This is a genomic window from Cryobacterium sp. TMT2-18-2, assembly GCF_004402245.1.
Taxonomy (GTDB): Bacteria; Actinomycetota; Actinomycetes; order Actinomycetales; family Microbacteriaceae; genus Cryobacterium; species Cryobacterium sandaracinum.
This window is the reverse complement of the sequence record NZ_SOFU01000009.1, coordinates 37,025-62,570: the sequence shown is the minus strand read 5'-3', so window position 1 is coordinate 62,570 and position 25,546 is coordinate 37,025. Positions and strand designations below refer to the sequence as shown.

Here is a 25,546-nt window from a genome sequence, read left to right as displayed (position 1 = left end):
GTGCCGCCCGGAGAATATGACCGCGCTGGGGTGGGTGTCAGGCGCCCGGCACCATATCGGCGAAGCGGGAGTAATGGCCGTGGAACGCGACCGTGACGGTGCGCGTGGGGCCGTTACGGTGCTTGGCGACGATCAGGTCCGCCTCGCCGGCACGCGGATTGTCCTTCTCGTACGCGCTCTCGCGGTGCAGCAGGATGACCATGTCGGCGTCCTGCTCGAGCGAACCGGACTCGCGCAGGTCTGAGATGGCCGGCATCTTGTCCGCGCGCTGTTCGGGACCACGGTTGAGCTGGGAGAGGGCGATGACGGGAACCTGTAGCTCCTTGGCCATCAACTTGAGCGCGCGGGAGAACTCACTGACCTCCTGCTGGCGCGACTCGACCTTCTTGCCCGACGTCATCAGCTGCAGGTAGTCGATGATGACCATCTTGAGGCCGACCCGTTGCTTCAGCCGGCGGCACTTGGCCCGGATCTCGACCAGGGTCATGTTGGGGCTGTCGTCGATGTAAAGCGGGGCGTCGTTGATACGACCGCGGGTGGCGGCAATGGTGGTCCAGTCGCGCGCGTCGACGGCGCCCTTGCGCATGCTCTGCAAGGGCACGGATGCTTCGGCCGCGAGCAGACGCATCGCGATTTCGCTGCGGCCCATTTCCAGGGAGAAGAAAATACTGGGCATGTCGTGCTTGATGGAGGCTGCCCGGGCGAAGTCGAGGGCGAGCGTGGACTTACCCAGCGCCGGACGGGCCGCCACGATGATCAGCTGGCCGGGATGGAAGCCGTTGGTCAGCTCGTCCATATCGGCGAAGCCGGTGGGGACACCGGTCATCTGACCGTCCTTGAGCTTGGCAGCCTCGATCTCCTCGATCGCGGCTGTGACCGCATCGGTCAGCGGCACATAGTCTTCGGTTTCGCTGCCACCCGTGACGGCATAGACCTCGGCCTGGGCGGTATTGACCAGATCCAACACCTCGCCCTCACCGGAATAACCCATCTGGGCGATGCGGGTGCCGACCTCGACGAGGCGCCGGAGGAGGGCGCGCTCGGCGACGATCGAAGAGTAGAAACCGGCGTTGGCCGCGGTCGGCACGAGGCTCGTGAGCGTGTGCAAGTAGTCGGCGCCGCCGGCCCGGGATAGTTCGCCGAGCTTGGTGAGCTCGTCGGTGACGGCGATGACGTCGGTCGGCTCGCCCTGCGCGTAGAGCGACAGAATCGCGTCGAAGATGATCTCGTGCTTGGGAATGTAAAAGTCTGCGGCGCGCACGGTCTCGACGACGTCGGCGACGGCATCCTTGCTCAGCATCATGCCGCCGAGCGCGCTCTGCTCGGCCAGGAGGTCGTGCGGGAGCGTGCGCTCGGTGTGCCGGGCTTCCAGTCCGCCGCGTGAGTCTGCCCCGCGCTTGTCCGCCAGACCCAAGTGAGAGATCGACACTTGTGCCTCCTTTACTCGTGGTGCAGTTCTATCAGGGCCCACCGACATCGCTGCCGGGCACTGTGCATACCCCGATTGCGGCCGCGTGCTCACCATACGGACCCGGCTCGGCGGAGAACAAACCACCCTGTGGATAAGCCTGTGGAGAATCTGGGCGAAACGCCGCGTGTCTTGTGCACAAGCTGTGGAATCAACTGTGGACAACTTAAGTTTTTCAGCAGATAAATACTATTTGATCAGGCATTAATTCTATTCACAACGATGTGAAGAAAACCTGTCTAAAGTACGTGTTGAATCTTGTCGAGGTGTGGGAAAACCTGTGTACAGCACCTCATGTTCTGGGACTGAAATCACCCCCAATTAGGTGTGCGGCATCGCTTAAACAGGTGTGGCGGTGGGTTCCTTTCGGAACCCACCGCCACACGGGTGCACAGCTGTAACGCTTACTTGGCAGCTACCACCAGCAGTGTGATGGTCGCACTCAGTTCGTCACGAAGGCGAACCGTTGCCTGGTGCTCACCCGTCATCTTGATCGGGCTGAGCTCGATTTTGCGCCTGTCGAGGGCACCGAGACCCGCTGCGGCAACTGCATCCGCAACATCCGTGGTCTTGACGGAGCCGAAAAGGCGTCCGCCTTCTCCGGCCTTGACGACCAACTTGACCTTGGCGTTCTCGAGTGCAGCCTTGAGGGCCTGCGCCTCCTCGAGGGTGGCGTGCTCGCGGGCTACGCGAGCGGCCTTGATCTGCTGAATCTGCTTCTCGCCACCGCGAGTCCAGGAAACAGCAAATCCCTGCGGGTAGAGGTAGTTGCGGGCGTACCCGTTCTTGACCTCGACGATGTCACCGGGTGCACCGAGGCCGGAGACCTCGTGCGTCAGAATGATTTTTGACATGAGGTGTCCTACCTGCCTGAACCGGCGTAGGGCAGCAGCGCCATTTCGCGAGCGTTCTTGACGGCGCGGGCGATGAGACGCTGCTCCTGAACGGAAACACCGGTGATACGACGGGCGCGGATCTTTCCACGCTCGGAGATGAACTTGCGGAGGGTGGGGACATCTTTGTAATCGATGACACCAACCCGGATCGACTTCGCGGGAGCGGCATTCTTGCCACCCTTAGCACCGCGGAGCGGCTTGCGGCGGTCGCCGCTCGACTTTCCAGCCATGATTTCCTTACTTTCTCAAAGAAGTGTTTTTCAGCCAACAGCCTGTACGGCTCGGCTTAGAAGGGTGTCTCGTCGCTGAAGTTTCCCGGAGTATTCCAGACATCTCCACCGGTGTTCGCGGCGGGGGCGCTGGCAGCCCAGGGCTCGTCGTTCGAGGCAACGGCAGGTGAGCCACCGCCTCGAGGAGAAGACGAGGACTGCGCGCGAGTGAGCTGAGCGGTGGCGTATTTCAGCGAAGGACCGATTTCATCGATCTCGAGCTCCATGCTCGTTCGCTTCTCGCCTTCCTTCGTCTCATACGAACGCTGCTTGAGACGCCCGGAAGCGATGACACGGGTACCCTTGGTCAGTGAACCAGCCACGTGCTCGGCGAATTCACGCCAAACGCTCGCGCGCAGGAAGAGCGACTCGCCATCTTTCCACTCACTGGTCGCGCGATCGAAATTGCGCGGAGTGGATGCGATGGTGAAGTTGGCAACCGCCAGCCCGTTCTGCGTATACCGCAGCTCGGGATCGCTGGTCAGGTTGCCCACCACGGTAATTACGGTCTCGCCGGCCACGGGCTACTTGTCGCTTGCCTTGTCGGCGGACGCGGCCGGGGCGGGAGCAACAGCTTCTGCCGTGGCAGAAGCGTCGACAACCGGGGCTTCGACCTTGGCCGGAGCAGCCTTGACCGCGGCGGCAGCAGCTGCCGATGCTGGCTTCACGGACGCGGCGACCTTGGCGGTCGGGGCGGCAGCGGCGGCTTCAGCCTTCGCAGCGATTACCTTCGGGTTGGCTGCCTTGCGGGCGGCCTTCTCGGCGGCAAGCTTGCTTGCGACGGCAACCTGGGCAATGCCTTCTTCTGCGCGCAGAACTTTGGTGCGCATGACTGCTTCCGACAGCTTCAGCTGGCGGTCGAGCTCGGCCGTGGCAGAAGCGTTGGCGGTGAAGTCGACAACGGCGTAGATGCCTTCGGACTTCTTGTTGATCTCGTAAGCGAGACGGCGGCGACCCCAAACGTCAACCTTGTCAATGCTTCCACCATCGTTGCGAACAACGTTGAGGAACTTGTCAAGGCTGGGAGCTACGGTGCGCTCATCGATCTCGGGATCGAGGATAACCATCAACTCGTACTGATGCATGACTAACCCACCTCCTTCGGACTAAACGGCTGCAGAATCTCTGCAACAGGAGGGTTGTGCATGTGTTGTGAGCGGAGGCCGGGAATCCGGCGCACAGACAACCTGCCAAGGCTACCGGAAACGGCGGCCCTCCGCCACCGCCTCCGCCCGTTCACCCGGATGGCGCCCTCGTCGCCGCCGAGTCCATCACCGCTGTCGCGAGAATCGCCAACCGTGTCGACCATCGTCGTTCTATCGGCGATGGTCGGCAGGAACGGCGACGGTCGCTTCACCTGTTGGGGTATTTCCTTGGTTCGGACGCAGTCCGGCGGCGAGCAGGAGCCGCTTCAGGCTCTCTCGGCGGAGCGCTTCCGCCCAGATCCAGCGCTCCATTCCGTGCCCCGTCCCGCGAAGCCGGTCCTCGTGAAGCTTTTCTGACCACACGACTTCTTCACTGGTACGCCCGTTCATGAGGGCGCGGGAATCCGCACAGGTGAATCTGTCCCCGGCTGAGGGACTCGCCCACCGAACCGGATCGATTGTCGCCGAAGACAATGGCGATCCGAGCGGCTCGTGCCCCACGCGTTGGTCCGTCGGAGTCGGGTCGATCAAGCAGGATGTCGCGGTCGATCCCGAACGCAGCCGTGCCGTTCGGAGGTGGCCCTCGTCGGGCCATCTGCCGAGGAGGGGCAGCCCCCACAAAACAGCAGCCGATTCGTGAGAGTAGACGGGCTGGGACTTTCTGGTGGCTTCCACAGCGCGCATACGCAAGAAGTACCGATCACGATCGCTGATGGTGTCCCGGCCGGTCGCGTCAACGGCAACGCCACGTCGTAGGCGAACGGCGTGACCGGACCCGACCAGCCGTTGAACAGGACTCCCATCGCTGCCGAGAAACCGAGCGTCACGACCGAGATACAGTGGCCGCCAGTCATGCGGGGAGTTGGGATTCATAGCGCCATGCTGGTGGAGCGGCCAACTGGCTCCGATCGCAAGGGCGGCTCCTGTGTCCAAGATCGGCGGCGGAGGTCCTGTGGAGGAATATTCACACATCCGCTCGCGAAGTGCCACCGCATCTCGAGTCTCACCTCGGCGAAGAGTTGGCCCCGGAAGGCGCCGGGAGGGCCTACTGTGCGCGCTCGGCCCACCAGGCGATCAGGCGGCGGGTGGCCTCGTCTTCGCCGAGCGGCCCGTCATCCAGCCGCTGCTCGAGCAGGTACCGGTAGGCCTCGCCGACGTCACGGCCCGGACCCACTCCGAGGACGGCCATGATCTGCTCACCGTCGAGATCGGGGCGCACCGCCGCCATCTCTTCCTGTTCGTTCAGCTCCGTGATGCGCTGTTCCAGGTCGTCGTAGGCGAAGCCGAGCCGGTCCGCCTTGCGGCGGTTACGGGTGGTGACGTCCGCACGGGTCACGATGTGCAGTCGTTCGAGCTGGTCGCCGGCGTCCCGCACGTAGCGCCGCACCGCGGAGTCCGTCCAGGCACCCTCGGTGTAGCCGAAAAAACGCAGGTGCAGTTCGATCAGGCGTGCCACGGCGGCGATAGTGTCGTTGTCGAAACGGAGGGCCTGTAGCCGCTTCTTCGCCAGCTTCGCGCCGACCAGGTCGTGGTGGTGGAAACTGACCACGCCGCCCGGCTCGAGCTTGCGGGTCGCGGGCTTGCCGATGTCGTGGAGCAGCGCCGCCAGGCGCACGATCAGGTCGGGGCCGTCGAAGCTGCCGCGGGACTTCTCGTAGCCGATGGCCTGGTCCAGCACCGTCAGGGTGTGCTGGTAGACATCCTTGTGGTGGTGGTGCTCGTCGACTTCGAGGCGCAGGGCGGGGATCTCCGGCAGCACCCGGCTGCAGAGCCCGGAGTCCACCAGCAGTTCGAGCCCGGCATGCGGATTGTCCGCACACAGCAGCTTCGAGAGCTCGTCGCCGATGCGCTCGGCTGAGATATTACGGATGCGGTCCGCCATCGCTTCCATCGCTTCCGCGGTGTCGGCGTGGAGGGCGAATCCGAGCTGGGCGGTGAACCGGGCCGCCCGCATCATGCGCAGCGGGTCGTCGCCGAACGAGATCTCCGGGGAAATCGGCGTGCGCAGAATACCGGCCAGGAGGTCATCGATGCCGTTCGCGGGGTCGACCAGAGTCAGCCCCGGCAGGCGCAGAGCCAGCGCGTTCACCGTGAAATCGCGGCGCAGCAGGTCGTCCTCCAGGCGGTGGCCGTAAACCACCTTGGGCTTGCGGGTCTGGCCGTCGTAGCTGTCCGACCGGTAGGTCGTGATCTCCACCTTTTCGCCGGCGATTTGGGCGCCGATCGTTCCGAAGGCGCGGCCGATATCCCAGTGGGCATCCGAGATCGGCTTCACGAGGTGCAGGATCTGGTCCGGCGTGGCATCCGTCGTGAAATCGAGGTCGTTGAACGGCCGGTCGAGGAAGGCGTCGCGGACCGGTCCGCCGACGAGGGCCAATTCGTGTCCAGCCGTCTGGAACGCGGTCGCCAATCGGGAAACGGTCGGGGTGGCAGCCAGGTCGCCCAGCCGCTTGAGGGCTGTCGCAACGCTCTGCATGACCCCCATGTTAGTTGGTGAAGCTACGCCGGCTGCCCCCGTGCGGCGTTACCCCCGCGTCGAAGCCGTAGAATCCCGTACATGGTGGCCGAGTCTGTTCTCAAGCGTCGGCCCGCGCTCCCTGGAGCGATGCGCGGCCTCTGGTCACGCACGAAGAGGCCGATCGGCGCCGTTCTGATCGGCCTGCTGGCCGGAGTTCTGCCGGTCGCCTCCGCCGGTCTGCCCGCATCCGCGACCACGTCTGAAACCACATCGGCATCTGCCCCGACGGCGAAGACCCCCGCCGCCGTAAGGGCCAATGCGGTGAACCTGAGCGTGGCACCCGCCACACTGGCGCCCCTCCAGGCCGGCCAGGACCTCACCGTCACCGTCACCGTCGAGAACGCGACCCCTGACACCATCTCTCCGGGCACCATCAACCTCTTCCTCGCGGAACGGGCCCTGATCAGCCGCAACGCCCTCAACAGCTGGCTGGATCCGGAGAAGAACAGCAAACCCGGCGATCTCATGCTGAGCGAGCCCACGACGGCGTCCATTCAGCCGGACAGCACCGAGATCTTCACCTTGACCGTGCCGGCCGGCTCCGTGGGCCTCACCAGCGGCAACGCCTGGGGTGCCCGCGGCATTGCCGCCACCCTGAGCACAGACGACAGGGTGCGGGCCGAGGGCCGAGGCACCTTCGTCTGGTATTCCGACGAAGAGGTCACCCCCGTCAACATGTCGGTGATCATGCCGATCACCGTCCCCGCGCAATCGACGGGCCTGATTACGTCAAAAGCACTGGAAACCTTCACGGCGCCGACCGGTGTTCTGAGCCGCCAGCTCGACGGCGTGGTCGGACGCCCGGTCACCATTGCCATTGACCCGCTGATCCTTGTTTCCATCCGAATCCTCGGTTCGGCGGCACCGCCCGGCGCAATCGCGTGGCTGAACCGGCTGGACGAGGCTCCGAACGATATATTCCCGCTCAGCTATGCAGATGCCGACCTTGCCCTGCAGGCTCAAGCCGGCACCGGGCCGCTGCTGACGCCCACCACGTTCGACCAGGCGATCGACCCTGCCTTGTTCGCCGCGACCGACCAGCCCGTGCCGCCGAACTCCGACCCTGCCCTCCCGCCAGGCACCGAGACACCGGCGCCGACAACGGACCAGCCCGCACCCCCCAGCGATGGCACACCACCCACCACGAAAGAGTTGCTTGCTTGGGAATATAGCGCCACTGACATCGGCTGGCCGGCCGAGGGTGACGTTGCGAGTGCAGACCTGGACGTTTTCGCGGCCAGTGGCCTCAACACAACTATTTTGGGCGGATCGAACGCATCCGGGGCCGCCGGCGACTTCACCCCGAATGCAACCCTTGATCTCGGCACCGGCCACGGTTCGGGTCTGGTCGTCGACGACCCGCTGGCCGCCGCCCTGCGCACTGCCGCGGCGGCGACGACGGATGTCGCGTGGCGCGAAGCCATGTCCCAGGTCAGCTCGCAGCTGGCGGTCGTCTCGGCCGAGCGCCCCGGAACCGCGCGCACCCTTCTGGCCACTTTCGACCGCGGGTGGCCGCCCAGCGCGGACCGACTCACCGAGACCATCGACGCGCTGGCCGGCTTGCGGTGGTACGCGCCGTCCACCCTGCCGGAGGTGCGGGCATCCGTCCCAGCCGAAGAGGTCGAGTTTGACAGCCAGGCCGAGCCGGAGGATCGCGTGGCCCTGGCCGCCGAGCTCTTCGAGGCCGATAAGACGGTCGCCGACTTTTCCTCCGTACTGTCCGACCCGGCGATCGTCACAGGCACGCAGCGCCTGGACCTGATGGCCCTGCTGTCCAATTCCTGGGCATCCCAGGAGGCCAGTTGGGCGGATGCCGTCGGCACCAGCCTCGCGAACTCCGCGGCGCTCGTGGGCTCGATCACGGTCGCGACCAAGGGCCCCATCAACGTGGTCGGCAGCCAGGTCGACATACCGGTGACCCTGGACAATGCCCTGAGCCAGGCCGTGACGGTGATGGTTCAGGTCGTTCCCTCCAACGGGCGCCTCCTGGTCGGCGAGGCGGTGGAGTCCACCATCGAAGCCCAATCCGCCCGCACCGTGACCATCCCGGTGACGGCCGCAGTGGGAAACGGCGCCGTCACCCTGCGCGTGACCCTGCTCACTCCGGCGGGAACGGTCATCTCGCAACCCGCACTCATCCCGATCAACGTGCGCGCGGACTGGGAAGGCCTCGGATCCCTCCTGTTCGCCGCGTTCGTGGTGCTGTTCTTCGGGTTCGGGGTGTGGCGCAACATTCTGCGCCGCCGACGGGAACGTGCCGAAACTGAGACTGCGGACGCCCCTGAGCCAGAGGCAGAACCGGCCACAGTCCCTGACACCGGTGCACACCCAGGAGAAGAGCCCGAATCCGGGGCCGCCGACGCTGCGCCCGGCCCGCTGACCCCCGACAGCACGGCCGATGCCCCAACGGAGCCCCGTGCCTAAGACCGACAGCATCGGCCGGGCGAGCGCGTTCCTCGCCTCCGGAACCATTGTTTCTCGCATCCTCGGCTTCGTGAAGCTGATCGTGCTGGCGGGGGTGATCGGCCAGGTCGGTCAGAGCACCAACGCCTTCGCCGTGGCGAATCAGCTTCCGAACACGGTCTACGTCATCGTGGCCGGTGGGGTGCTGACGGCCGTCCTGGTGCCGCAGATCGTGCGCGCCAGCCTGCACGCCGACGGTGGCACGGCGTACATCAACAAACTCCTCACGCTGGCCCTGGTCATCCTCGCCGCGACCACCATCGCAGCCACCGCGCTTGCTCCACTGTTGACCCTGCTCTACGGGTCCAACATGAAGCCGGATTCGCTGGCCCTCGCCACGGCGTTCGCCTTCTGGTGCCTGCCACAAATCTTTTTCTACGGCCTGTATACGGTCCTCGGAGAGGTCTTGAACGCCCGCAAGTCCTTCGGCCCGTTCACCTGGGTTCCCGTACTCAACAACGTCGTGGCAATCGCGGGCCTGCTCACCTTTTCGGCGCTCTACGGAGCCGACCCGAACGGGACCCGGCTGGCCACCGAGTTCACGCCCGCGATGATCGCCGTCCTCGCCGGGAGCGCCACGCTCGGCGTCGTGCTGCAGGCGGTCGTCCTGTTCTATTTCTGGCACCGCATCGGTCTGCGCTTCCGCCCCGACTTCCGCTTCCGCGGCGTCGGTCTCGGCGTGGCCGGCCGGATGGCGAGCTGGACCTTTGGGATGCTCCTGCTGACCACCCTGGCCGGCGTCGTCGAGACCCGGGTGGTCACCCTCGCCGGCGACTCCGACGCCTCGGTCGCCGCACTCAACACGGCCTGGCTCATCTTCATGCTCCCGCATTCGGTGATCACCGTCTCGGTCGCCACCGCCTACTTCACCCGGATGAGCGAGCACGCCTCGGTGGGCAAGCTGGCCCTGGTCAGAACGGATGCCTCCTCCGCCATCCGCGGCACCACCCTGATCATCGTGCTCGCCTCCGCCGTCATCGCGGTCTGCGCCTACCCGTTCGCCCGGGTCTTCGTCGCCCCCTACGACCAGGTACAGAGCATCGGCAACGTCATCGTCGCCTACGTGCTCGGCCTCGTCGCGTTCTGCGTCCTGTTCGTCGTACAACGCACCTTCTACGCGCTCGGCGACACCCGTACGCCGTTCTACTTCACCCTGTTCCAGGTGACGCTGGTCATCATCGGCGTCCTTGCCTGCTCGCTCCTGCCCAGCGCCTGGATCGCAGCGGGCGTCGCACTCACGGTCACCGTGTCCGGCATCGCGCAGGCCCTGCTGGCGGCAGGGCTGCTCCGTGTGCGCCTCGGCGGCATCGACGGCCGGCGCATCCTGCGCAGCCTCGTGAAGTACTTCGTCGCGGCTGTGCCCGCGATCACGGCCGGCGTTCTCCTCCTGCTCGTGCTTGGCGGCACCCAGGAGGCCGGATTCGCCCTGTCCGGGAAGTTCCAGGCCGTTCTCACCATGATCGTCATCGGCCTCGCCATGTCAGGCGTCTACTTCGGCCTGCTGCTCCTCATGCGCACCGCTGAGCTGCGCGGCTTCATCGACCCGCTGATCGACCGCATCCGTCGTCGCTGACCGGTCCCCAGCCGGCGTGGAATAGCATCCGATTAGGATGTGTTGTATCCGGCAGCGAGGCAATCGAGATCGCTTCCCCCATAATCTGAAGGAGTCTACGCGTGCGTCAGATCATCATCATCGGCTCCGGACCGGCCGGTTTCACGGCCGCGATCTATGCCGCCCGGGCGAACCTGAAGCCGCTTTTGATCGCAAGTTCGGTCGAGGCCGGCGGCGAACTGATGAACACAACCGAGGTGGAGAACTACCCGGGCTTCCCCGACGGCATCCAGGGACCGGAACTGATGTCCAAGATGCAGGAGCAGGCCGAGCGGTTCGGCACCGAGGTCGTCTATGACGATGTCACCGAGCTCGAGCTTTCCGGCGACACCAAGACCATCACTCTGGGCAGCGGCGAGAAGCACGAAGCCCTCGCCGTGATTTTCGCCACGGGTTCCGCCTACCGCAAGCTGGGCCTGGACGACGAAGAGCGCCTATCCGGCCGCGGCGTTTCCTGGTGCGCCACCTGCGACGGCTTCTTCTTCAAGGAGAAGACGATCGCCGTGATCGGAGGCGGCGACTCCGCGATGGAAGAGGCCACCTTCCTCACCCGCTTCGCCAGCAAGGTCTACGTCGTGCACCGCAAGGACACCCTGCGGGCCTCCAAAATCATGCAGGACCGTGCGTTCGCCAATCCCAAGATTGAATTCCTCTGGAATTCCCAGGTCGTCGGCATCACCGGCACGGATGCCGTCGACGGCCTGGTTCTGCGCAACACCGTCTCGGGTGACGAAACCATGCTCCCTCTCGGCGGAATCTTCGTGGCCATCGGCAACGACCCGCGCACGCACCTCGTGCACACCAAGCTCGACTTGACCCCCGAAGGCACCATCGCCGTCGCCGGTCGCAGCTCGAAAACCAGCCAGACCGGTGTTTTCGCCGCCGGGGACGTGATCGACCCGACCTATCGCCAAGCGGTAACCGCAGCGGCCTCCGGAACCGTCGCCGCACTCGACGCGGAGCACTACCTGGCCTCGCTTCCCGAGGACCTGCTGGCCAGCGCCGGCGAACCCGCACTCGCATAACCCCTCACCGAAGTCACCTAACCCTCAACTAAGGAGTAACCACATGTCTGCACGCGCCGTCACCGACGTCACCTTCGACCAGGAAGTCATCAACAACGAAAAGACCGTTCTGGTGGACTTCTGGGCGGAATGGTGTGGCCCGTGTCGCGCCGTCAGCCCGATCCTCGATCAGATTGCCAGCGAGAACGCTGACAAGCTCGACATCGTCAAGCTGAACGTCGACGACTTCCCGGCGCTGGCCGCCAAGTACCAGATCACCTCCATCCCGGCGATGAAGGTGTTCCAGAAGGGCGAGGTCGTCAAGACCGTCATCGGCGCCAAGCCGAAGGTCGCCCTCGAGAAGGATTTGGCCGCCTACCTGGCCTAACCGTCCCTGCCTCTTCCGAGGCCCCGACCCGTCCGGCTCACGTCGGGCGGGTTTTTTGGGATTCGGGCCGGATGGTACCGACCGCATACGATTGAAACCTCTCCAGATCGGAAGTGACGTGACAGCGAAGCGCTCCCCCCAGACCGGCAACAACCTCGACCCGTGGTACCACCACTACGCCGAGCGAGCCGCGGGGTTGCGCGCCTCCGAGGTCAGGGCTCTCTTCGCGGTCGCCTCCCGCCCCGAGGTCGTCTCACTGGCCGGCGGCATGCCCTTCGTGGCCGCCCTACCGCCCGACCTGGTCATCAACGCCATGGACCGGGTCATGCGCCAGCAGGGCCCCGTGGCTCTCCAATACGGCTCTGGTCAGGGTGTTCCCGTTCTGAGGGAGCAGATACTCGAGGTGATGGGGCTTGAAGGCATCCGTGCGCACGCAGACGATGTCGTCGTGACGACAGGGTCCCAGCATGCCCTCGAATTGGTCAGTAAGCTTTTTCTCGACCCAGGCGACGTGGTGCTCTCGGAGGGCCCCAGCTACGTCACGGCCATGGTCATCTTCAAGTCCTATCAGGCCGAGGTCGAGCACGTTCCTATGGACGAGCACGGCCTCATTCCCGAAGCGCTCCGCCAGCACATCCAGCGCCTCAAGGCAGCCGGCAAGACCATCAAGTTCCTGTATACGATCCCGAATTTCCACAACCCGGCCGGAGTGACCCTCAGCTGGGCCCGTCGCCTCGAGATCCTCGAGATCGCCCGGGCGAACGACATCCTGGTGTTGGAAGACAACCCCTACGGCCTGCTCTACTTCGACCAGCCGGCACCGGATGCGATGCGCTCGCTCGAGGAGGACGGAGTCGTCTACCTGGGCACGTTTTCCAAGACCCTCGCCCCGGGCTTCCGGGTCGGTTGGGCGCTGGCCCCGCACGCCATCCGGGAGAAGTTGGTGCTTGCCAACGAGGCCGCGGTGCTCTCCCCCAGCTCGTTCAGCCAGCTGGTGATTTCCGAGTACCTGGCGACGTCTGATTGGAAGGGCCAGATCAACACCTTCCGCGGGGTCTACCACGAGCGCAAGAACGCACTGCTGGACGCCCTGGAAGAGTACCTGCCCGGCCTCACCTGGACCAATCCGAACGGAGGGTTCTACGTCTGGGTCACTCTCCCAGAGGGACTGGACTCCAAGGCCATGCTGCCGCGGGCGGTCAAGGAACTCGTGGCGTACACGCCCGGCACCGCGTTCTTCGCCGACGGCGACGGGCGGCGCAACATGCGCCTTTCGTTCTGCTACCCGACGCCGGATCACATCCGGGTCGGAATCCGTCGCCTCGCATCCGTCCTCCGTGATGAACTCGACCTGCTCGAGACCTTCGCCGGCACCGGTTCCCTGAACCCGCTGCGCGCAGAAGGCCGCTTCAAGTCCCCGCCCCCCGACATTTCGTAGTTCGTCTTCCTCGGTATCCACACCAGCCAAAGCAAGGAAAACCCTGACCATGAGCGATTTTTTGCCACTTGACATCGTTGTCCTCGCGGGCGGGATCTCGCACGAGCGGGACATCTCACTGCGTTCGGGTCGCCGGGTCGCGGATGCACTGACGAGCCTGGGCCACACCGTCACCGTTCTGGACCCGCAGGCCGGCCTGCTCGCCGATCTGACCATGCGGAAACCCGATGTGATCTGGCCGGTTGTGCACGGAGCCACTGGTGAGGACGGGGCACTCCTGGCCCTGCTGGAGACCACCGGGATACCGCATGTGGGCTCCCTGGGTGGACCGGCCCGTCTGGCCTGGTCGAAGCCGATCGCCAAGGAGCTCGTGCGCCGGGCCGGCTACGCCACCCCCGACGCAATCGCCCTGTCCTCCGAGACGTTCCGCGATCTCGGTGCCGCCAGCGTCCTCGAGCACCTTCTGACGGCCCTGTCCACGCCGCTCGTGGTGAAACCGGCCGAGGGCGGCTCGGCCCAGGGGGTCAACATCATCGACTCCCCCGCCGGACTGCCGCGTGCCATGGTGGACGCCTACACCTATGCCACGGTCGCCCTAGTGGAGGAGAAGGTCGAGGGTACCGAACTCGCGGTCACGGTCATCGACATCGGAGACGGCCCCGTTGCACTGCCCGCCGTGGAGATCGTGCCCATTGACGGCGTCTACAGCTTCGAAGCCCGCTACAACGCGGGAGAGACGCTGTTCTACACACCGGCCCGAATCCACGCGGAGCTTGCGGAACTGGTGGCCCAAACCGCGGTCGCCATCCATGAACTGCTCGGCCTGCGCCACATCTCCCGCATCGACCTGATCGTGGACTCGGATGGCGTTCCCTGGTTCTTGGAAGCGAACGTGCTTCCGGGTCTGACCGAGACGTCCCTGGTACCCATGTGCATCGAGGCTTCCGGTCAGTCTCTCGGGGCCGTCTACGACGCCCTCGCCCGAGCCGCCATCGCCGGCTCGTAGTACGCGCCAAGGACCGTGTTTCACGTGAAACATGGTTCTGGCGCTACTGATGCCCGTCGGTGGACAAGCTCTTCGAGGGCGCGCCACCCCCCCCCTCACGCTGGTGGTGGTTGTCGAGCACCCACCCCGGCGCCCACACCGCCCACACCGCCCACACTGCCCGCCCTGCCGGCATGGACGCCCTGCAATCCCTGTGTCTGCCCGACGAATGCCCGGACGCCGGCGCCGGGTGTGTGTGCGCGTCACCCCTTCCGCCAGTGTAGTGAAAGAGTCCGCGACCTCACTTCCAGGTGCTGCCGACGACGTCGCCGAAGTCTTCCTGCGTCGAGAAGCATTAATGGATCAACAATGCCCGCGAGGGACAGCCCCGGCCACACTCGCCACCGTCCGCTGACCGAGACCCTGTTCTGCGGAATTCAACGTTTCACGTGAAACGCCCACGACACCTGCACTCGCTGACCGCACCAGGTACCAAGCAACCGAGTCTCCACGTACGAACCGGCCCGAGGACATCCACGGGGCGAGCAGGCTCGGTGTGACTGACCCCTACCCTACCCACCCCTGTGGCAGCGTTCCTCCTTCGCGAATTCGGCCGCCGTGACCCGAGCCGGTGGAATGAGACCCGACCACAGACGACCTATTGTGCCTCCACGGAGTCGGCACACAGCGCCAAAGCGCGGTAGGACATTCTCACCGTTCCGCCGCACCGTGTGCCCAGGATCACTCGCGATACACACCGGAGACATTAATCAGGTCGGCGCGAGTGGCGGATCGAAATGCGACTGTGACAGACGCCAGCCAGGCCGTGGGCGGTTGCATCCGCTGACAATCCCCGATCTCACGAACACACTCAAATCGTTGGTCGACTGTCGAGACCGGAATGGGCACCAGCACAGGTGCGCGGAGGTGGCGACGCTGCGAAGCTGCACCAGTGTCGAGCTTTTTGGGCCCGGATCCGAACTCGAAGTGTGTTTCACGTGAAACATGACCGTGTCGGGACGGGACGGGACGGGGAGACGATACTTCTCGCCTACGCAGCGCGCTGTATCCCGTGCGCATGGAGGCCCACCCGGTCTGAACGTCATATCTGTGGGTCTTCCTGTCGGGATTCTTGAGCTCGCCGCGGTTGGTTCCCGGCATTCTGGATCAGGGACAAAAACGCGCTGCCGATACGGCCTTCCGCGGGTCCTGGTGAGTTTGCGCAGCACTCGGTGCAGGCGCCTCTCCTTCGTGTTTCATAAACGGCGGGGCCAACCACACGAGCCGTGGGGAACAAGTCCTCGGTTGAGGGGAGCCAAGGGTGGCTTCACCGATGAACCTTACCCGCGAAACACTTATGATCCACCGAGTTGGTCCGCGTCATGCACGGTCACCTGGAAGGACCCGCGGTGCCCGACGCGTGACGACGTCGACCACCGAAACGGATCGACGCGAATCAATCTTGGGCACGGTGCACCACCGGGACGGGACGGTGGCCAAGCCTGTCACAACCTGTGAGCACTGGATCGCTGCACTCTCTGCAGGCAAGTCTTTTTCGGCGCAGGCCGGCTGCTCACTCGAAGTGAGCACCATGAGTCGAACCGTGCATCCAGGGTGGGCTGGTCGGTCCGCTTCTTGAGTGCACGGTTTCTGAAGCGCAGGATTTAGGCCCCATAGGGGCCGTGATGCGGATTTTTGTTTTGTCTCGGTCGTGCTTAGGTTGCTTCCTGGTGACGTCTAATGTGCAGTTGATGACCGATTTGATCGACCCGGAGACTCCGCTGGCGATGACCGCGGGTCGGTCTGACGATGTGCAGGCCGGCCTGAGCGGACGGTCCAGCGTATCTGGATGGACGTGCAGACGAGGTGTCGGGTGTCGGGTGTCGACAGGCCCCACCACCGGAAAGGGTGAAGGGGCAGACTCTGGACTGGCTTGAACACCGCGGCCGGGTTCGACGCGCGGGTGATGGTCGATGCTCATGTTTCACGTGAAACACGGTCGGCTCGGAGCGAGATGGGCAGGGCGGGTGTCGCCTCACTCGAACACGGGGTAATTGACCTCCGGATGGTCAGCCACCGGCTGGTCGCCCACCGAGCGGTCAAACAACGGGGCGCTCGTCACTGTGGGGTGAGGCTAGCTGGCTCCGAAACCGGGTTCACCGAGGACGTCGAGAATGCGATTGAGATCACCGATCGTGGCGAAATCAACTGTGATCTGGCCTTTTCGTGCGCCCAAGTGGATCTTAACGCGGGTGTCGAGTCGGTCACCGAGGCGTTCCGCGATCTCGTCGAGGTGTCCCTGACGACGTCCGCCCATGGGCTTGACAGAATCGACACGTGGCTGCATCGCGGCCGCAGCCTCCGCTGCCCGCACGGAAAGATCCTCGTTAACGATCTTGTCGGCCAGCTTGACCATGCCCGCCTGATCCCCGACGGAGAGGATCGCTCGCGCGTGCCCGGCAGACAGAACACCGGCGGCAACGCGCATCTGCACGGCCTCGGGAAGCTTCAGCAAACGGATGGTGTTGGTGATCTGAGGCCGCGACCGACCGATCTTCTGTGCCAGCTCTTCCTGGGTGATGCCGAAATCGGCCAGCAGTTGCTGGTAGGCGGAGGCCTCCTCAAGCGGGTTCAGCTGTGCGCGATGCAGGTTCTCCAGCAGCGCGTCACGCAGCATGTCGACATCCGCCGTCTCACGGATGATAGCCGGAATGGTGGTCAGCCCGGCCACCTTCGTCGCGCGAAGCCGACGCTCCCCCATCACCAATTCGTATTTGCCGGGCTGCTCCACAATGGAACGAACCACGATGGGCTGAAGCACGCCGACTTCCTGGATGCTGTGTACCAGCTCGGCCAGGTCGGCCTCATCGAAGGTGCTCCGCGGCTGGACGTGGTTCGGCACGATGTCGCTGGGATTGAGGTGAGCGAGCCGCGCACCCGGAACCGGGAGGAGCCCCTCGGTCTCGTTCGGGCGCACCGCATTGGCGTATGGGAAGAACACATCGACTGGACGCGCCTGCGTCGGATCGTCCTGAATGGGGATAAGTGCACCGATCCCCCGGCCAAGCCCAGTCCGTTTAGCCATTAGAGTGCGACTCCTGTCTTGGGGGCGCCCCGATGGGCGATCTCTGCTGCTGCTTCGAGGTATGAGAGTGATCCGGCAGAGTTGAGGTCGTAACTGATAACGCTCTGACCGTAGCTCGGCGCCTCAGAGACACGCACGGAACGCGGTATAAGGGTGTTCAGAACCTGCTTGGGGAAGTGTTCACGCACATCCTGGGCCACGTGGTTCGCCAGGTTGGTGCGGCTGTCGTACATCGTGAGCAGAATCGTGGACACCCCGAGGTCCGGGTTCAAGTGCTTCTCGATCAATTCAATATTTTTGAGCAGCTGGCTGAGACCTTCGAGCGCGTAGTACTCACACTGAATCGGGATCAGCACCTCGCGGGCCGCGACGAAGGCGTTGATCGTCAAGAGTCCCAGAGACGGGGGGCAGTCGATGAAAACGTAATCGTAGGGGTCATCCATTGTTTTCAGGTGCGATTCGAGAGCACGGTTGAGACGCTGCTCACGGGCGACCAGGGAGACGAGCTCTATTTCTGCACCCGCGAGGTGGATGGTGGCCGGCACACAGAACAGCGAGCCGAACTCCGGGCTGGTCTGAACGACCGCAGCCATGTCCTCGTCGTTGACGATGACGTCGTAAACGCTGGGGGTCTCCGCGCGATGTTCGACGCCCAGGGCTGTGGACGCGTTGCCCTGGGGGTCCAAGTCGATCACCAGAACGCGCGCGCCCTGACGGGCCAGAGCCGCCGACAAGTTGACCGCGGTCGTGGTCTTGCCGACGCCACCCTTCTGGTTCGAGATGGTGATGACGCGCGTCTTCTCCGGCTTCGGCAGTCTCTCAGAGGCAATCCGCTGTCGGCGCCGCGTCAGGTCAGAAATCTCACGCGCAAGCGGGGTCGTATCGTCAAACACCGCGGCCGCTTTGTTTGATTGCTGGTCTTCGCCAGGTTGTTTCACGTGAAACCTTCGCGTTCGACGATTGATGAGCCACCCCCGCAGGGACTCCGGTTGTGCCTCAGCCCTGACAAGAGCAGACACCAAGGACTAATCCACTGTAGCCCTTATGACTCGGGTCACATCCTGCAGCACGCCCTCGCCGAGAGTGATCACCTCGACATTGCTGAGCCGGAACTTACGGATGGCTTTCGCCGCGGCTTCGACCTCAGCCGCGGCGCCCGCGCCCTTCATCAGCACCAACTCGCCGCCGGGATTCAGAAGGGGGGCCGTGAGAGGAATCAGGGTGCGGAAGGCACTGACCGCACGGGCGGTCACCTGGTCAAGCCGCCCAGGCAGCCGAACGTCTTCCGCCCGAGCCCGGAGCACGGTCGCATTGGTCAGGCCGAGCGCGGTCACTTGGCCGGTCAACCACGCGACCCGGCGCTCCATGGGCTCGATGAGTACGAACGTCACATCCGGCCGGGCGATCGCCAGCACCAAGCCGGGTAACCCGGCCCCCGAACCGACATCGCCGACGAGACCGGGTCGAAGCAGCGGCGCCACGATCGCACAGTTGAGGATATGTCGACTCCACAGGCGTGGTACTTCCACCGGGCCGATCAGGCCGAGTTCCTCGCCCTGCGCAGCCAGGTGGGCCACGAAGGCGCGGGCAACCTCGATCTGGTCACCGAAGAGATCCGCGGCAACGGCCGGCTCCGCCTCAAGAGTGTGAGTCACGATATTTCGATGTACTACGCAGCGGAGATGACCGTATGGCGGTCCCGGCCCTCGCCCTTGGACTCAGAGACGAAACCCGCTTCCGACACCAGGTCATGCACGAGCTTGCGCTCGTAGGAAGACATCGGCGGCAGTGATGCCTCGGCGGCACCCGCCTGGATGCGTTCCACGGCGTGGGACACCAGCGAAGCCAATTCGGCCTGCCGGGCATCGCGCGAGCCGCCGATATCCAGGATCAATCGCGAGAAAGCTCCGGTCTTGTTCTGTACGGCCAGTCGCGTCAACTCCTGCAGGGCATTGACGGTTTCCGGCTTGGAGAGCAGACGCAGGTTCGCGACATCCGCGGAATTGACGGACAGGTATGCCCGCCCATTCCGCGCGTCAATGTCGATGTCCCCGTCGAGGTCGCAGATATCGAGGAATTCCTCGATATAGTCCGCGGCGATATCCCCCTCCTGCTCGAGCTGGCCGAGCGTGGGGGAATCGTCCGCCGGTCCAGGTGCGGCGATAACGTCAGTGTTCTCAGTCACGTTGGGTCTCTTCTTATTTTTTTGGGCCGGATTGCTTCTTGGCACGATTCTTTGCGATCGGCTGCTGACGCTGAGGCTTCTTGGGTTCTTCGACCACAATGACGTCACCATCCGTGGCGATGAGTTTACCCTTTCGGGCCAGTCGCTCTTCGCGCGCCTTGGCGGCCTCACTGCCGGGCGTGGGCATATTCCGGATGACCAGGAACTGCTGGATCATTGTCCAGATGTTCGAGGTGAGCCAGTAGAACATGACGCCGAGGGGGAAGGCGACACCGGAGAAGGCAAAGACAAGGGGAAGCAGGTAGAGCATGATGCGCTGCTGCTTGAACATGGGGCTCGCCTTGGTCTCCGGCGACATATTCTTGGAGACGATCTGTAGCTGGGTGATGAACTGCGAGGCGGTCATCAGGACCACCATGATGGCCGCGATCCACATGACGACCGCATTGAAGTCCTGACCAGCTACCATTTTCGTCCACTGAGACGCGAACGAGTCATGCAGCGGCGCGTCGCCGAAGAGGGTGGCGTTTCCAAAACTCTTCGCGAGATCATCGTTGAGCGGGCCGACCCCAGCCTGACTGCGTTGCGCGTCATTCAATACTGAGAACAGGGCGAAGAAGATCGGCATCTGCAGCAACAGAGGCAGGCAGGAGCTCAGCGGGTTGGTGCCTGTGCGCTTGTAGAGCTCCATGGTCTCACGGGACATGGCCTCGCGCGAAAATTGGTCTTTCTTGCCCTTGTACTTGTCCTGGATCTTCTTGAGTTGCGGCGCGACCTCCAGCATCTTGCGCTGGCTCTTGATCTGCCGCACGAAGATGGGAATCAGGGCGGCCCTGACAACGATCACGAGACCAACGATCGAGAGCACCCATGTGAGGCCGTCGTCGTAGTTCATCCCCATGACGGAGAAGAGGGAGTGGAATGCGACGAGCAGAGCCTCGACGACCCATTTCAGCGGCCAGAGAATCGTACCTAGGAGGTCCATCTTTGCGTCAGCCCTTTCCGTGGCTCGCTGCGATAACAAAACCAAACGACGTCACGATGAAGCGACGCTTCCGCCTGAGGGGAACGTCATCGATCCCGCCTTCGGCCCACGGATGGCATCGGCCCAGCCGCAGTGCGGCTCGGGCTGATCCCATGACGAGTCCGTATTCCTGAACGGCGCCGAGTGCATACGCCGAACAGGAGGGGTAGTACCGGCAAACATCGCCGTAGAGCGGGGAAATCACGGCTCTGTACGCACGCAGTACGAGAACCCCCGCGTTGCGTGGGAGGAGTACGAGCGTGATCAAGAACCTGTTCATCAGTCAGCGATCCGATCGGATCGCTGCCGGGGCCTTACCGGCGACGGATGTGACCGCGGTGCGCTGAAACTTCTCCAGGGCCACGGATAGTTCCGCGTGCAGGGACGACCACGGCGCATCCGCTGCCGACGGCAGAGCGCGGATGACAACATCCGTGCCGGGCCGCGTAGAGAGCAGCACCGCGTAGCTCGCCGCCTTCAAACGACGTCGGACTTGATTGCGCCGCACGGCGACACCCACGTTTTTCGCCACAATGAAACCAAACCGTGCCGGAGCCCCGTCGGGATTCCGGCGCAGATACGTCACCAGGTGCGGGCCGACGATGCGCACACCCCTGCGCACGACCGACTTGTAGTCGTCACCGGCGGTGATGCGATTGGCCCCCGCAAGCACGAGAGTGCTTAAGCGGAGAGTTCGATGCGACCCTTGCGACGGCGAGCACCCAGAATCGCACGGCCGGCACGGGTCTTCATGCGAAGGCGGAAGCCGTGCACCTTGGCGCGACGGCGATTGTTCGGCTGAAACGTTCTCTTGCTCATTGTCTTGTCTCCACGTGTTAAATCTCCGTAGGCCAAACTGAGCGGCCGGGAAAGAGTGAGGTAGCCCTCGGGCTGGGGTCAACTGATTAAAACTACGGCTTTGGCCGGTGATGGTCAAACTCGACCTCCCGAAATCATCGGTTGTACACACAATTGCGCCCATTTCGAGCATCGACACGCGCACGAAATGCGAACGAATTTGTCCGGACTGGCGGTGATTGACTACCGTGAGGACAAGTTATCCACAGGTTTTCAACAAACCCTGTGAATTGGGGCTTATTTGCCCACAGGCGGTGGATAACCTTGTGGATGCTTTGGCTGGATTACGCGTTCAGAGACGAGCCCAGTCCTCGATCTCCGTCGTTGTAGAAGGCAACAATGAGAGAAAAGCGGAGAAAACCATGGCCACCGAAGAACAGCCCATCACGGAGACCTGGCGGTCTGTCCTGACCAGCCTGGAATCCGACGACAGCATCACGCCGATGCTGTACGGCTTTCTCAACCTGGTCGAACCCAAGGGTATCGCCGCCGGCACGTTCTACCTCGAGGTGCCCAACGAGTTCACGGCCAGCATGCTCAATCAACGCATGCGGGTGCCGCTCCTGACGGCGATGGGCCACCTGGATGAGGCGTCCGCGGTGTCCACTTTTTATGTGGTCGTCAATCCCGAGCTGGAAAAGGAATCCATCCGGCCGGTGCACGAATCAAGTTCTCCCCCCGATGTGGAAACCCCAGCCGCACCGCAATCGGTATTCGAGAGCAGTTCACCCGAGCGGCCCCATGACACCCGGTTGAACTCGAAGTACAGCTTCGACAACTTCGTGATCGGCCAGTCCAACCGCTTCGCACACGCCGCGGCGGTAGCGGTAGCGGAGGCGCCGGCGAAGGCCTACAACCCCCTTTTCGTCTATGGGTCGTCCGGCCTCGGCAAAACCCACCTCCTGCACGCCATCGGCCACTACGCGATGAGCCTGTACCCCGGCATCCGGGTGCGTTATGTCAGCTCCGAGGAATTCACCAACGACTTCATCAACTCGATCGCCAACAACCGTGGTTCCGCGTTCCAGTCGCGTTACCGCAACATCGACATCCTGATGATCGACGACATCCAATTTCTGCAGGGTAAGGCGGAAACGCAGGAAGCCTTCTTCCACACCTTCAACACCCTGCACGATCACAACAAGCAGGTGGTGATCACGAGCGACCTCCCGCCCAAGCACCTCACCGGTTTTGAGGACCGAATGCGGTCACGCTTCGAGTGGGGCCTGATCACGGATGTCCAGGCCCCCGACCTGGAAACGCGCATCGCGATCCTACGCAAGAAGGCACAGAGCGAGAAACTCCAGGTCCCACACGACATTCTCGAGTTCATGGCCTCAAAGGTCTCCTCGAACATCCGTGAACTCGAGGGAACCCTGATCCGGGTAACGGCCTTCGCGAGCCTCAACCGCACCCCGGTCGACATGGACCTGGTGCAGACGGTGTTGAAGGACCTGATTACCCTCGATGAGGACAACGTGATCGCGCCCGTCGATATCATCACCAACACCGCCGACTACTTCAAGCTCTCCGTCGATGACCTCTACGGGTCATCCCGGTCGCAGGCGATCGCCACGGCGCGCCAGATCGCAATGTACCTCTGCCGTGAGCTGACCAACCTCTCCCTGCCCAAGATCGGCCAATTATTCGGCAACCGCGACCACACCACGGTGATGTACGCGAATAAGAAGATCAGCGAGCTGATGAAGGAACGCCGGTCGATCTACAACCAGGTGACCGAGCTTACGAACCGCATCAAGCAAAACCACCGTTACAAATAGCGGTATTTCTTCAGTTTTCACACCTGTGGATAACCCTGTGGAAATTGTTTACACAACTGGGCACAACCTGTAGAAACTCAGCACGTGGTTGTGCAAACTCCCCTCCTTGCCAAACCGGCACGACACCGAAGTGTGCTGGGCACTCACAGGCTGCCAACAAGTTACAAGTTTGTAGTTCCCAGTCGGCAGGCGGCATCCCACGAGTTATCCACAGTTTCCACACCGGTTAAGAAGATTAACAATTAACTTCTCTTTCTCTCCATCCAACAACCTTGAGTGCTCGGCGGTTGCAAAAATTTGCTCCGTGAAACACGGCTACCATTGAGGCCGTATCCAGGTCTCTAACCGAACAGGAGTGACTTCGTGAGATTTCAGGCCAACCGGGACGTCTTCAGTGAAGCCGTCTCTTTCGCTGTCAAGCTCCTTCCCCAGCGCACGACGCTGCCGATTTTGAGCGGTGTGCTGATCGAGGCGACGGCAACCGGGCTGATCCTCTCCTCGTTCGACTACGAGGTCTCCGCGCAAACCGAAATCGCCGCCGACGTCGAAGAAGTCGGCAAAGTTCTCGTCTCCGGACGACTCCTCGCCGACATCGCCAGCCGGATGCCCAACGCACCGGTGCGGTTCTCGACCAACGAATCCCGGATCACGGTCAGTTGTGGCAGTGCGAGCTTCACGTTGCTCTCCATGCCGGTTGAGGAATACCCGAGCATTCCGCAGGTCAGCGCGCAGTCCGGCCTCGTGCCCGCCGAAGAGTTCTCGGCCGCTGTCGCCCAGGTGGCTGTGGCCGCCTCCCGTGACGATGTCACCCCCGTGATCACCGGTGTACAGCTGCAAATCACGGAAAACAGCCTCAGCCTCGTGGCCACGGACCGGTACCGCGTTGCCGTGCGCGAGATCGACTGGGATAAAGGCAGCACCACGACCACCGACACCGTCACGGCCCTCGTTCCGGCCCGCACCCTGCAGGAGGTCGGCAAGACGTTCGGTCACAGCGGCACGATTTCCATCGCGATCACCCACACCGACGACCGAGAGCTCATCGCGTTCACCGCCGATAAGAAAACCGTCACCTCCCTTTTGATCAAGGGAAACTATCCACCCGTGCGGCGCCTGTTCCCCGATAACGTGGACAACTACGCGGTGATGAATACGGCGGACCTGATCGAGGCGACTCGTCGAGTGCAGCTCGTCCTCGAGCGCGAGGCAGCACTGCGGTTCACCTTCACCGCCGACGGTCTCACCCTCGAGGCGGTTGGATCCGAGCAGGCTCAGGCATCGGAGACGATCGACGCGATCCTGTCCGGAACGGACACGGTCGTTTCGTTGAAACCCCAGTTTTTGCTGGACGGGCTGGGCGCGGTGCACTCTGAATTTGTGCGAATCTCCTTCACGAAGACCGAGAATCCCAACAAGCCGGGCCCGGTTCTGATCACCAGCCAGACCTCTCGGGATCAGCCGGGCGCCGACAGCTACAAGTATCTGCTCCAGCCCAACCTACTGTTGCGCTAGAACAATCTCGGAAGGAACAGCCATGCACATCGGCATCATCGGCCTGGGAAAAATGGGCGCGAATATGCGCGACCGTCTGCGGGCCAATGGCGTCGAGGTCACTGGTTTCGACCGGAACCCCGAGATCTCGGACGTTGCCGGCATCGCCGAGCTGATTGCCGGTCTGCCGGCTCCGCGGCTTGTTTGGGTAATGGTCCCGGCCGGTGCCGCGACGGATGCCGTGATCGCCGAATTGGCCACTGAGCTGTGTGCCGGCGACCTCGTCATCGACGGCGGAAACTCGCGCTTCACCGATGACTTCGCCCATGCCGCTCTACTGGCGGCGTCGGGCGTGCATTACGTCGACGCCGGAGTGTCCGGGGGCGTGTGGGGCCTGACCAACGGATTCGGGCTGATGGTCGGTGGCGCCGCCGAACAGGTGGAGCGCGCCATGCCCGTCTTTGACGCCCTGCGCCCCGAGGGTCCACGCGACGAGAGTTTCGTGCATGCCGGCGCGGTCGGCGCCGGGCATTACGCGAAGATGGTGCACAACGGAATCGAATATGCCCTCATGCAGTCATACGCCGAGGGCTATGAACTGCTGGAGAAGCGTAGCGACCTGATCACCGACGTTCCCGGCGTGTTCAAGGCCTGGCAGCGCGGCACCGTGGTGCGGTCCTGGCTGCTTGAACTTCTCGTGCGAGCTTTGGACGACGACCCGGAACTTCAGAACATCGAGGGTTTCGTCGAGGAATCCGGTGAGGGCCGCTGGACCATCGAAGAGGCCATCAATAACGCGGTTCCCGTACCGACGATCAGCGCGGCCATTTTCGCGCGGTTCGTGTCCCGGCAGGACGACTCCCCCGCGATGAAGGCGGTCGCGGCCCTGCGCAATCAGTTCGGCGGCCACGCCGTCAAAACGGCCGACTGACCCGA

General features: G+C 63.5%; 22 protein-coding genes and 1 pseudogene. 9 read left to right on the top strand and 14 right to left on the bottom strand.

Features of this window, described 5'->3' with window-relative positions; genetic code table 11:
• Positions 1 to 37: 37 nt before the first annotated feature.
• From dnaB to E3O22_RS02580, 6 genes and pseudogenes are all read right to left on the bottom strand, one after another.
• Complete coding sequence (gene dnaB / locus E3O22_RS02605; RefSeq protein ID WP_104100664.1) at positions 38 to 1,429, bottom strand: replicative DNA helicase; 1,392 nt, start codon at positions 1,427 to 1,429, stop codon at positions 38 to 40.
• A 443-nt stretch (positions 1,430 to 1,872) separates the two neighbouring features.
• Positions 1,873 to 2,322 carry a 50S ribosomal protein L9 gene (gene rplI, locus E3O22_RS02600; protein WP_104100663.1) on the bottom strand — a complete coding sequence of 150 codons (450 nt, stop codon included), beginning with the start codon at positions 2,320 to 2,322 and terminating at the stop codon, positions 1,873 to 1,875.
• Between the two features lie 8 nt (positions 2,323 to 2,330).
• A complete protein-coding gene (gene rpsR / locus E3O22_RS02595) occupies positions 2,331 to 2,594 on the bottom strand; it encodes a 30S ribosomal protein S18 (RefSeq protein WP_035835236.1) in 264 nt (87 codons plus the stop codon).
• A 56-nt stretch (positions 2,595 to 2,650) separates the two neighbouring features.
• The gene (locus E3O22_RS02590; RefSeq protein WP_104100662.1) at positions 2,651 to 3,154 is read right to left on the bottom strand and encodes a single-stranded DNA-binding protein; all 504 of its coding nucleotides are present in this window, start codon (positions 3,152 to 3,154) and stop codon (positions 2,651 to 2,653) included.
• Between the two features lie 195 nt (positions 3,155 to 3,349).
• Positions 3,350 to 3,718, bottom strand: a pseudogene (gene rpsF / locus E3O22_RS02585) (30S ribosomal protein S6); the annotation flags it as partial.
• 1,105 nt (positions 3,719 to 4,823) lie between these two features.
• Complete coding sequence (locus E3O22_RS02580) at positions 4,824 to 6,254, bottom strand: CCA tRNA nucleotidyltransferase (protein WP_134394375.1); 1,431 nt, start codon at positions 6,252 to 6,254, stop codon at positions 4,824 to 4,826.
• Between the two features lie 81 nt (positions 6,255 to 6,335).
• Here E3O22_RS02580 and E3O22_RS02575 point away from each other — a divergent pair, with 81 nt between their 5' ends.
• From E3O22_RS02575 to E3O22_RS02550, 6 genes are all read left to right on the top strand, one after another.
• Positions 6,336 to 8,720 (top strand): DUF6049 family protein, encoded by a 2,385-nt coding sequence (locus E3O22_RS02575; RefSeq protein WP_134394374.1) that lies wholly within the window; start codon positions 6,336 to 6,338, stop codon positions 8,718 to 8,720.
• The gene (gene murJ / locus E3O22_RS02570) at positions 8,713 to 10,332 is read left to right on the top strand and encodes a lipid II flippase MurJ (RefSeq protein ID WP_347232333.1); all 1,620 of its coding nucleotides are present in this window, start codon (positions 8,713 to 8,715) and stop codon (positions 10,330 to 10,332) included. The genes E3O22_RS02575 and murJ overlap by 8 nt, the downstream gene beginning before the upstream one ends.
• A gap of 101 nt (positions 10,333 to 10,433) precedes the next feature.
• Positions 10,434 to 11,396 carry a thioredoxin-disulfide reductase gene (gene trxB / locus E3O22_RS02565; protein ID WP_134394372.1) on the top strand — a complete coding sequence of 321 codons (963 nt, stop codon included), beginning with the start codon at positions 10,434 to 10,436 and terminating at the stop codon, positions 11,394 to 11,396.
• A 43-nt stretch (positions 11,397 to 11,439) separates the two neighbouring features.
• On the top strand, positions 11,440 to 11,763 hold the full coding sequence (trxA, locus tag E3O22_RS02560; protein WP_104100656.1) for a thioredoxin: 324 nt from the start codon (positions 11,440 to 11,442) through the stop codon (positions 11,761 to 11,763).
• 118 nt (positions 11,764 to 11,881) lie between these two features.
• Positions 11,882 to 13,201: a PLP-dependent aminotransferase family protein gene (locus tag E3O22_RS02555; protein WP_134394371.1), complete on the top strand. Its 1,320-nt coding sequence runs from the start codon at positions 11,882 to 11,884 to the stop codon at positions 13,199 to 13,201.
• A 49-nt stretch (positions 13,202 to 13,250) separates the two neighbouring features.
• Complete coding sequence (locus tag E3O22_RS02550) at positions 13,251 to 14,207, top strand: ATP-grasp domain-containing protein (RefSeq protein WP_134394370.1); 957 nt, start codon at positions 13,251 to 13,253, stop codon at positions 14,205 to 14,207.
• A 2,113-nt stretch (positions 14,208 to 16,320) separates the two neighbouring features.
• On the opposite strand, the gene E3O22_RS02545 is transcribed toward E3O22_RS02550, so the two are convergent.
• The 8 genes from E3O22_RS02545 to rpmH all read right to left on the bottom strand — a co-directional run bounded on the left by E3O22_RS02545 (position 16,321) and on the right by rpmH (position 21,299).
• Entirely contained in the window at positions 16,321 to 17,271 is a 951-nt protein-coding gene (locus E3O22_RS02545; RefSeq protein ID WP_134394369.1) for a ParB/RepB/Spo0J family partition protein, read from the bottom strand.
• Positions 17,271 to 18,164 (bottom strand): ParA family protein, encoded by an 894-nt coding sequence (locus E3O22_RS02540; protein ID WP_134394368.1) that lies wholly within the window; start codon positions 18,162 to 18,164, stop codon positions 17,271 to 17,273. Before E3O22_RS02540 ends, E3O22_RS02545 begins: the two co-directional genes overlap by 1 nt.
• A 132-nt stretch (positions 18,165 to 18,296) precedes the next feature.
• A complete protein-coding gene (rsmG, locus tag E3O22_RS02535; protein ID WP_134394367.1) occupies positions 18,297 to 18,929 on the bottom strand; it encodes a 16S rRNA (guanine(527)-N(7))-methyltransferase RsmG in 633 nt (210 codons plus the stop codon).
• Positions 18,930 to 18,940: 11 nt separating this feature from the next.
• Positions 18,941 to 19,456, bottom strand: coding sequence for a protein jag (locus E3O22_RS02530; RefSeq protein WP_370448404.1), 516 nt, complete (start codon positions 19,454 to 19,456; stop codon positions 18,941 to 18,943).
• A gap of 13 nt (positions 19,457 to 19,469) precedes the next feature.
• Positions 19,470 to 20,441 carry a membrane protein insertase YidC gene (gene yidC, locus E3O22_RS02525; protein WP_134394365.1) on the bottom strand — a complete coding sequence of 324 codons (972 nt, stop codon included), beginning with the start codon at positions 20,439 to 20,441 and terminating at the stop codon, positions 19,470 to 19,472.
• Positions 20,442 to 20,448: 7 nt separating this feature from the next.
• The gene (gene yidD, locus E3O22_RS02520; RefSeq protein WP_134394364.1) at positions 20,449 to 20,760 is read right to left on the bottom strand and encodes a membrane protein insertion efficiency factor YidD; all 312 of its coding nucleotides are present in this window, start codon (positions 20,758 to 20,760) and stop codon (positions 20,449 to 20,451) included.
• Between the two features lie 3 nt (positions 20,761 to 20,763).
• Entirely contained in the window at positions 20,764 to 21,153 is a 390-nt protein-coding gene (rnpA, locus tag E3O22_RS02515) for a ribonuclease P protein component (RefSeq protein ID WP_134394363.1), read from the bottom strand.
• Positions 21,154 to 21,161: 8 nt separating this feature from the next.
• Complete coding sequence (gene rpmH / locus E3O22_RS02510; RefSeq protein WP_104100646.1) at positions 21,162 to 21,299, bottom strand: 50S ribosomal protein L34; 138 nt, start codon at positions 21,297 to 21,299, stop codon at positions 21,162 to 21,164.
• Positions 21,300 to 21,700: 401 nt separating this feature from the next.
• On the opposite strand from rpmH, the gene dnaA reads away from it, so the two are divergent.
• The 3 genes from dnaA (at position 21,701) to gnd (ending at position 25,541) form a co-directional block, all read left to right on the top strand.
• Positions 21,701 to 23,119, top strand: a complete 1,419-nt coding sequence (gene dnaA, locus E3O22_RS02505; RefSeq protein ID WP_104100645.1) for a chromosomal replication initiator protein DnaA — start codon at positions 21,701 to 21,703, stop codon at positions 23,117 to 23,119.
• A gap of 363 nt (positions 23,120 to 23,482) precedes the next feature.
• Positions 23,483 to 24,631, top strand: coding sequence for a DNA polymerase III subunit beta (gene dnaN, locus E3O22_RS02500; protein WP_134394362.1), 1,149 nt, complete (start codon positions 23,483 to 23,485; stop codon positions 24,629 to 24,631).
• Between the two features lie 22 nt (positions 24,632 to 24,653).
• Positions 24,654 to 25,541: a phosphogluconate dehydrogenase (NAD(+)-dependent, decarboxylating) gene (gene gnd, locus E3O22_RS02495; RefSeq protein ID WP_134394361.1), complete on the top strand. Its 888-nt coding sequence runs from the start codon at positions 24,654 to 24,656 to the stop codon at positions 25,539 to 25,541.
• Positions 25,542 to 25,546 lie beyond the last annotated feature (5 nt).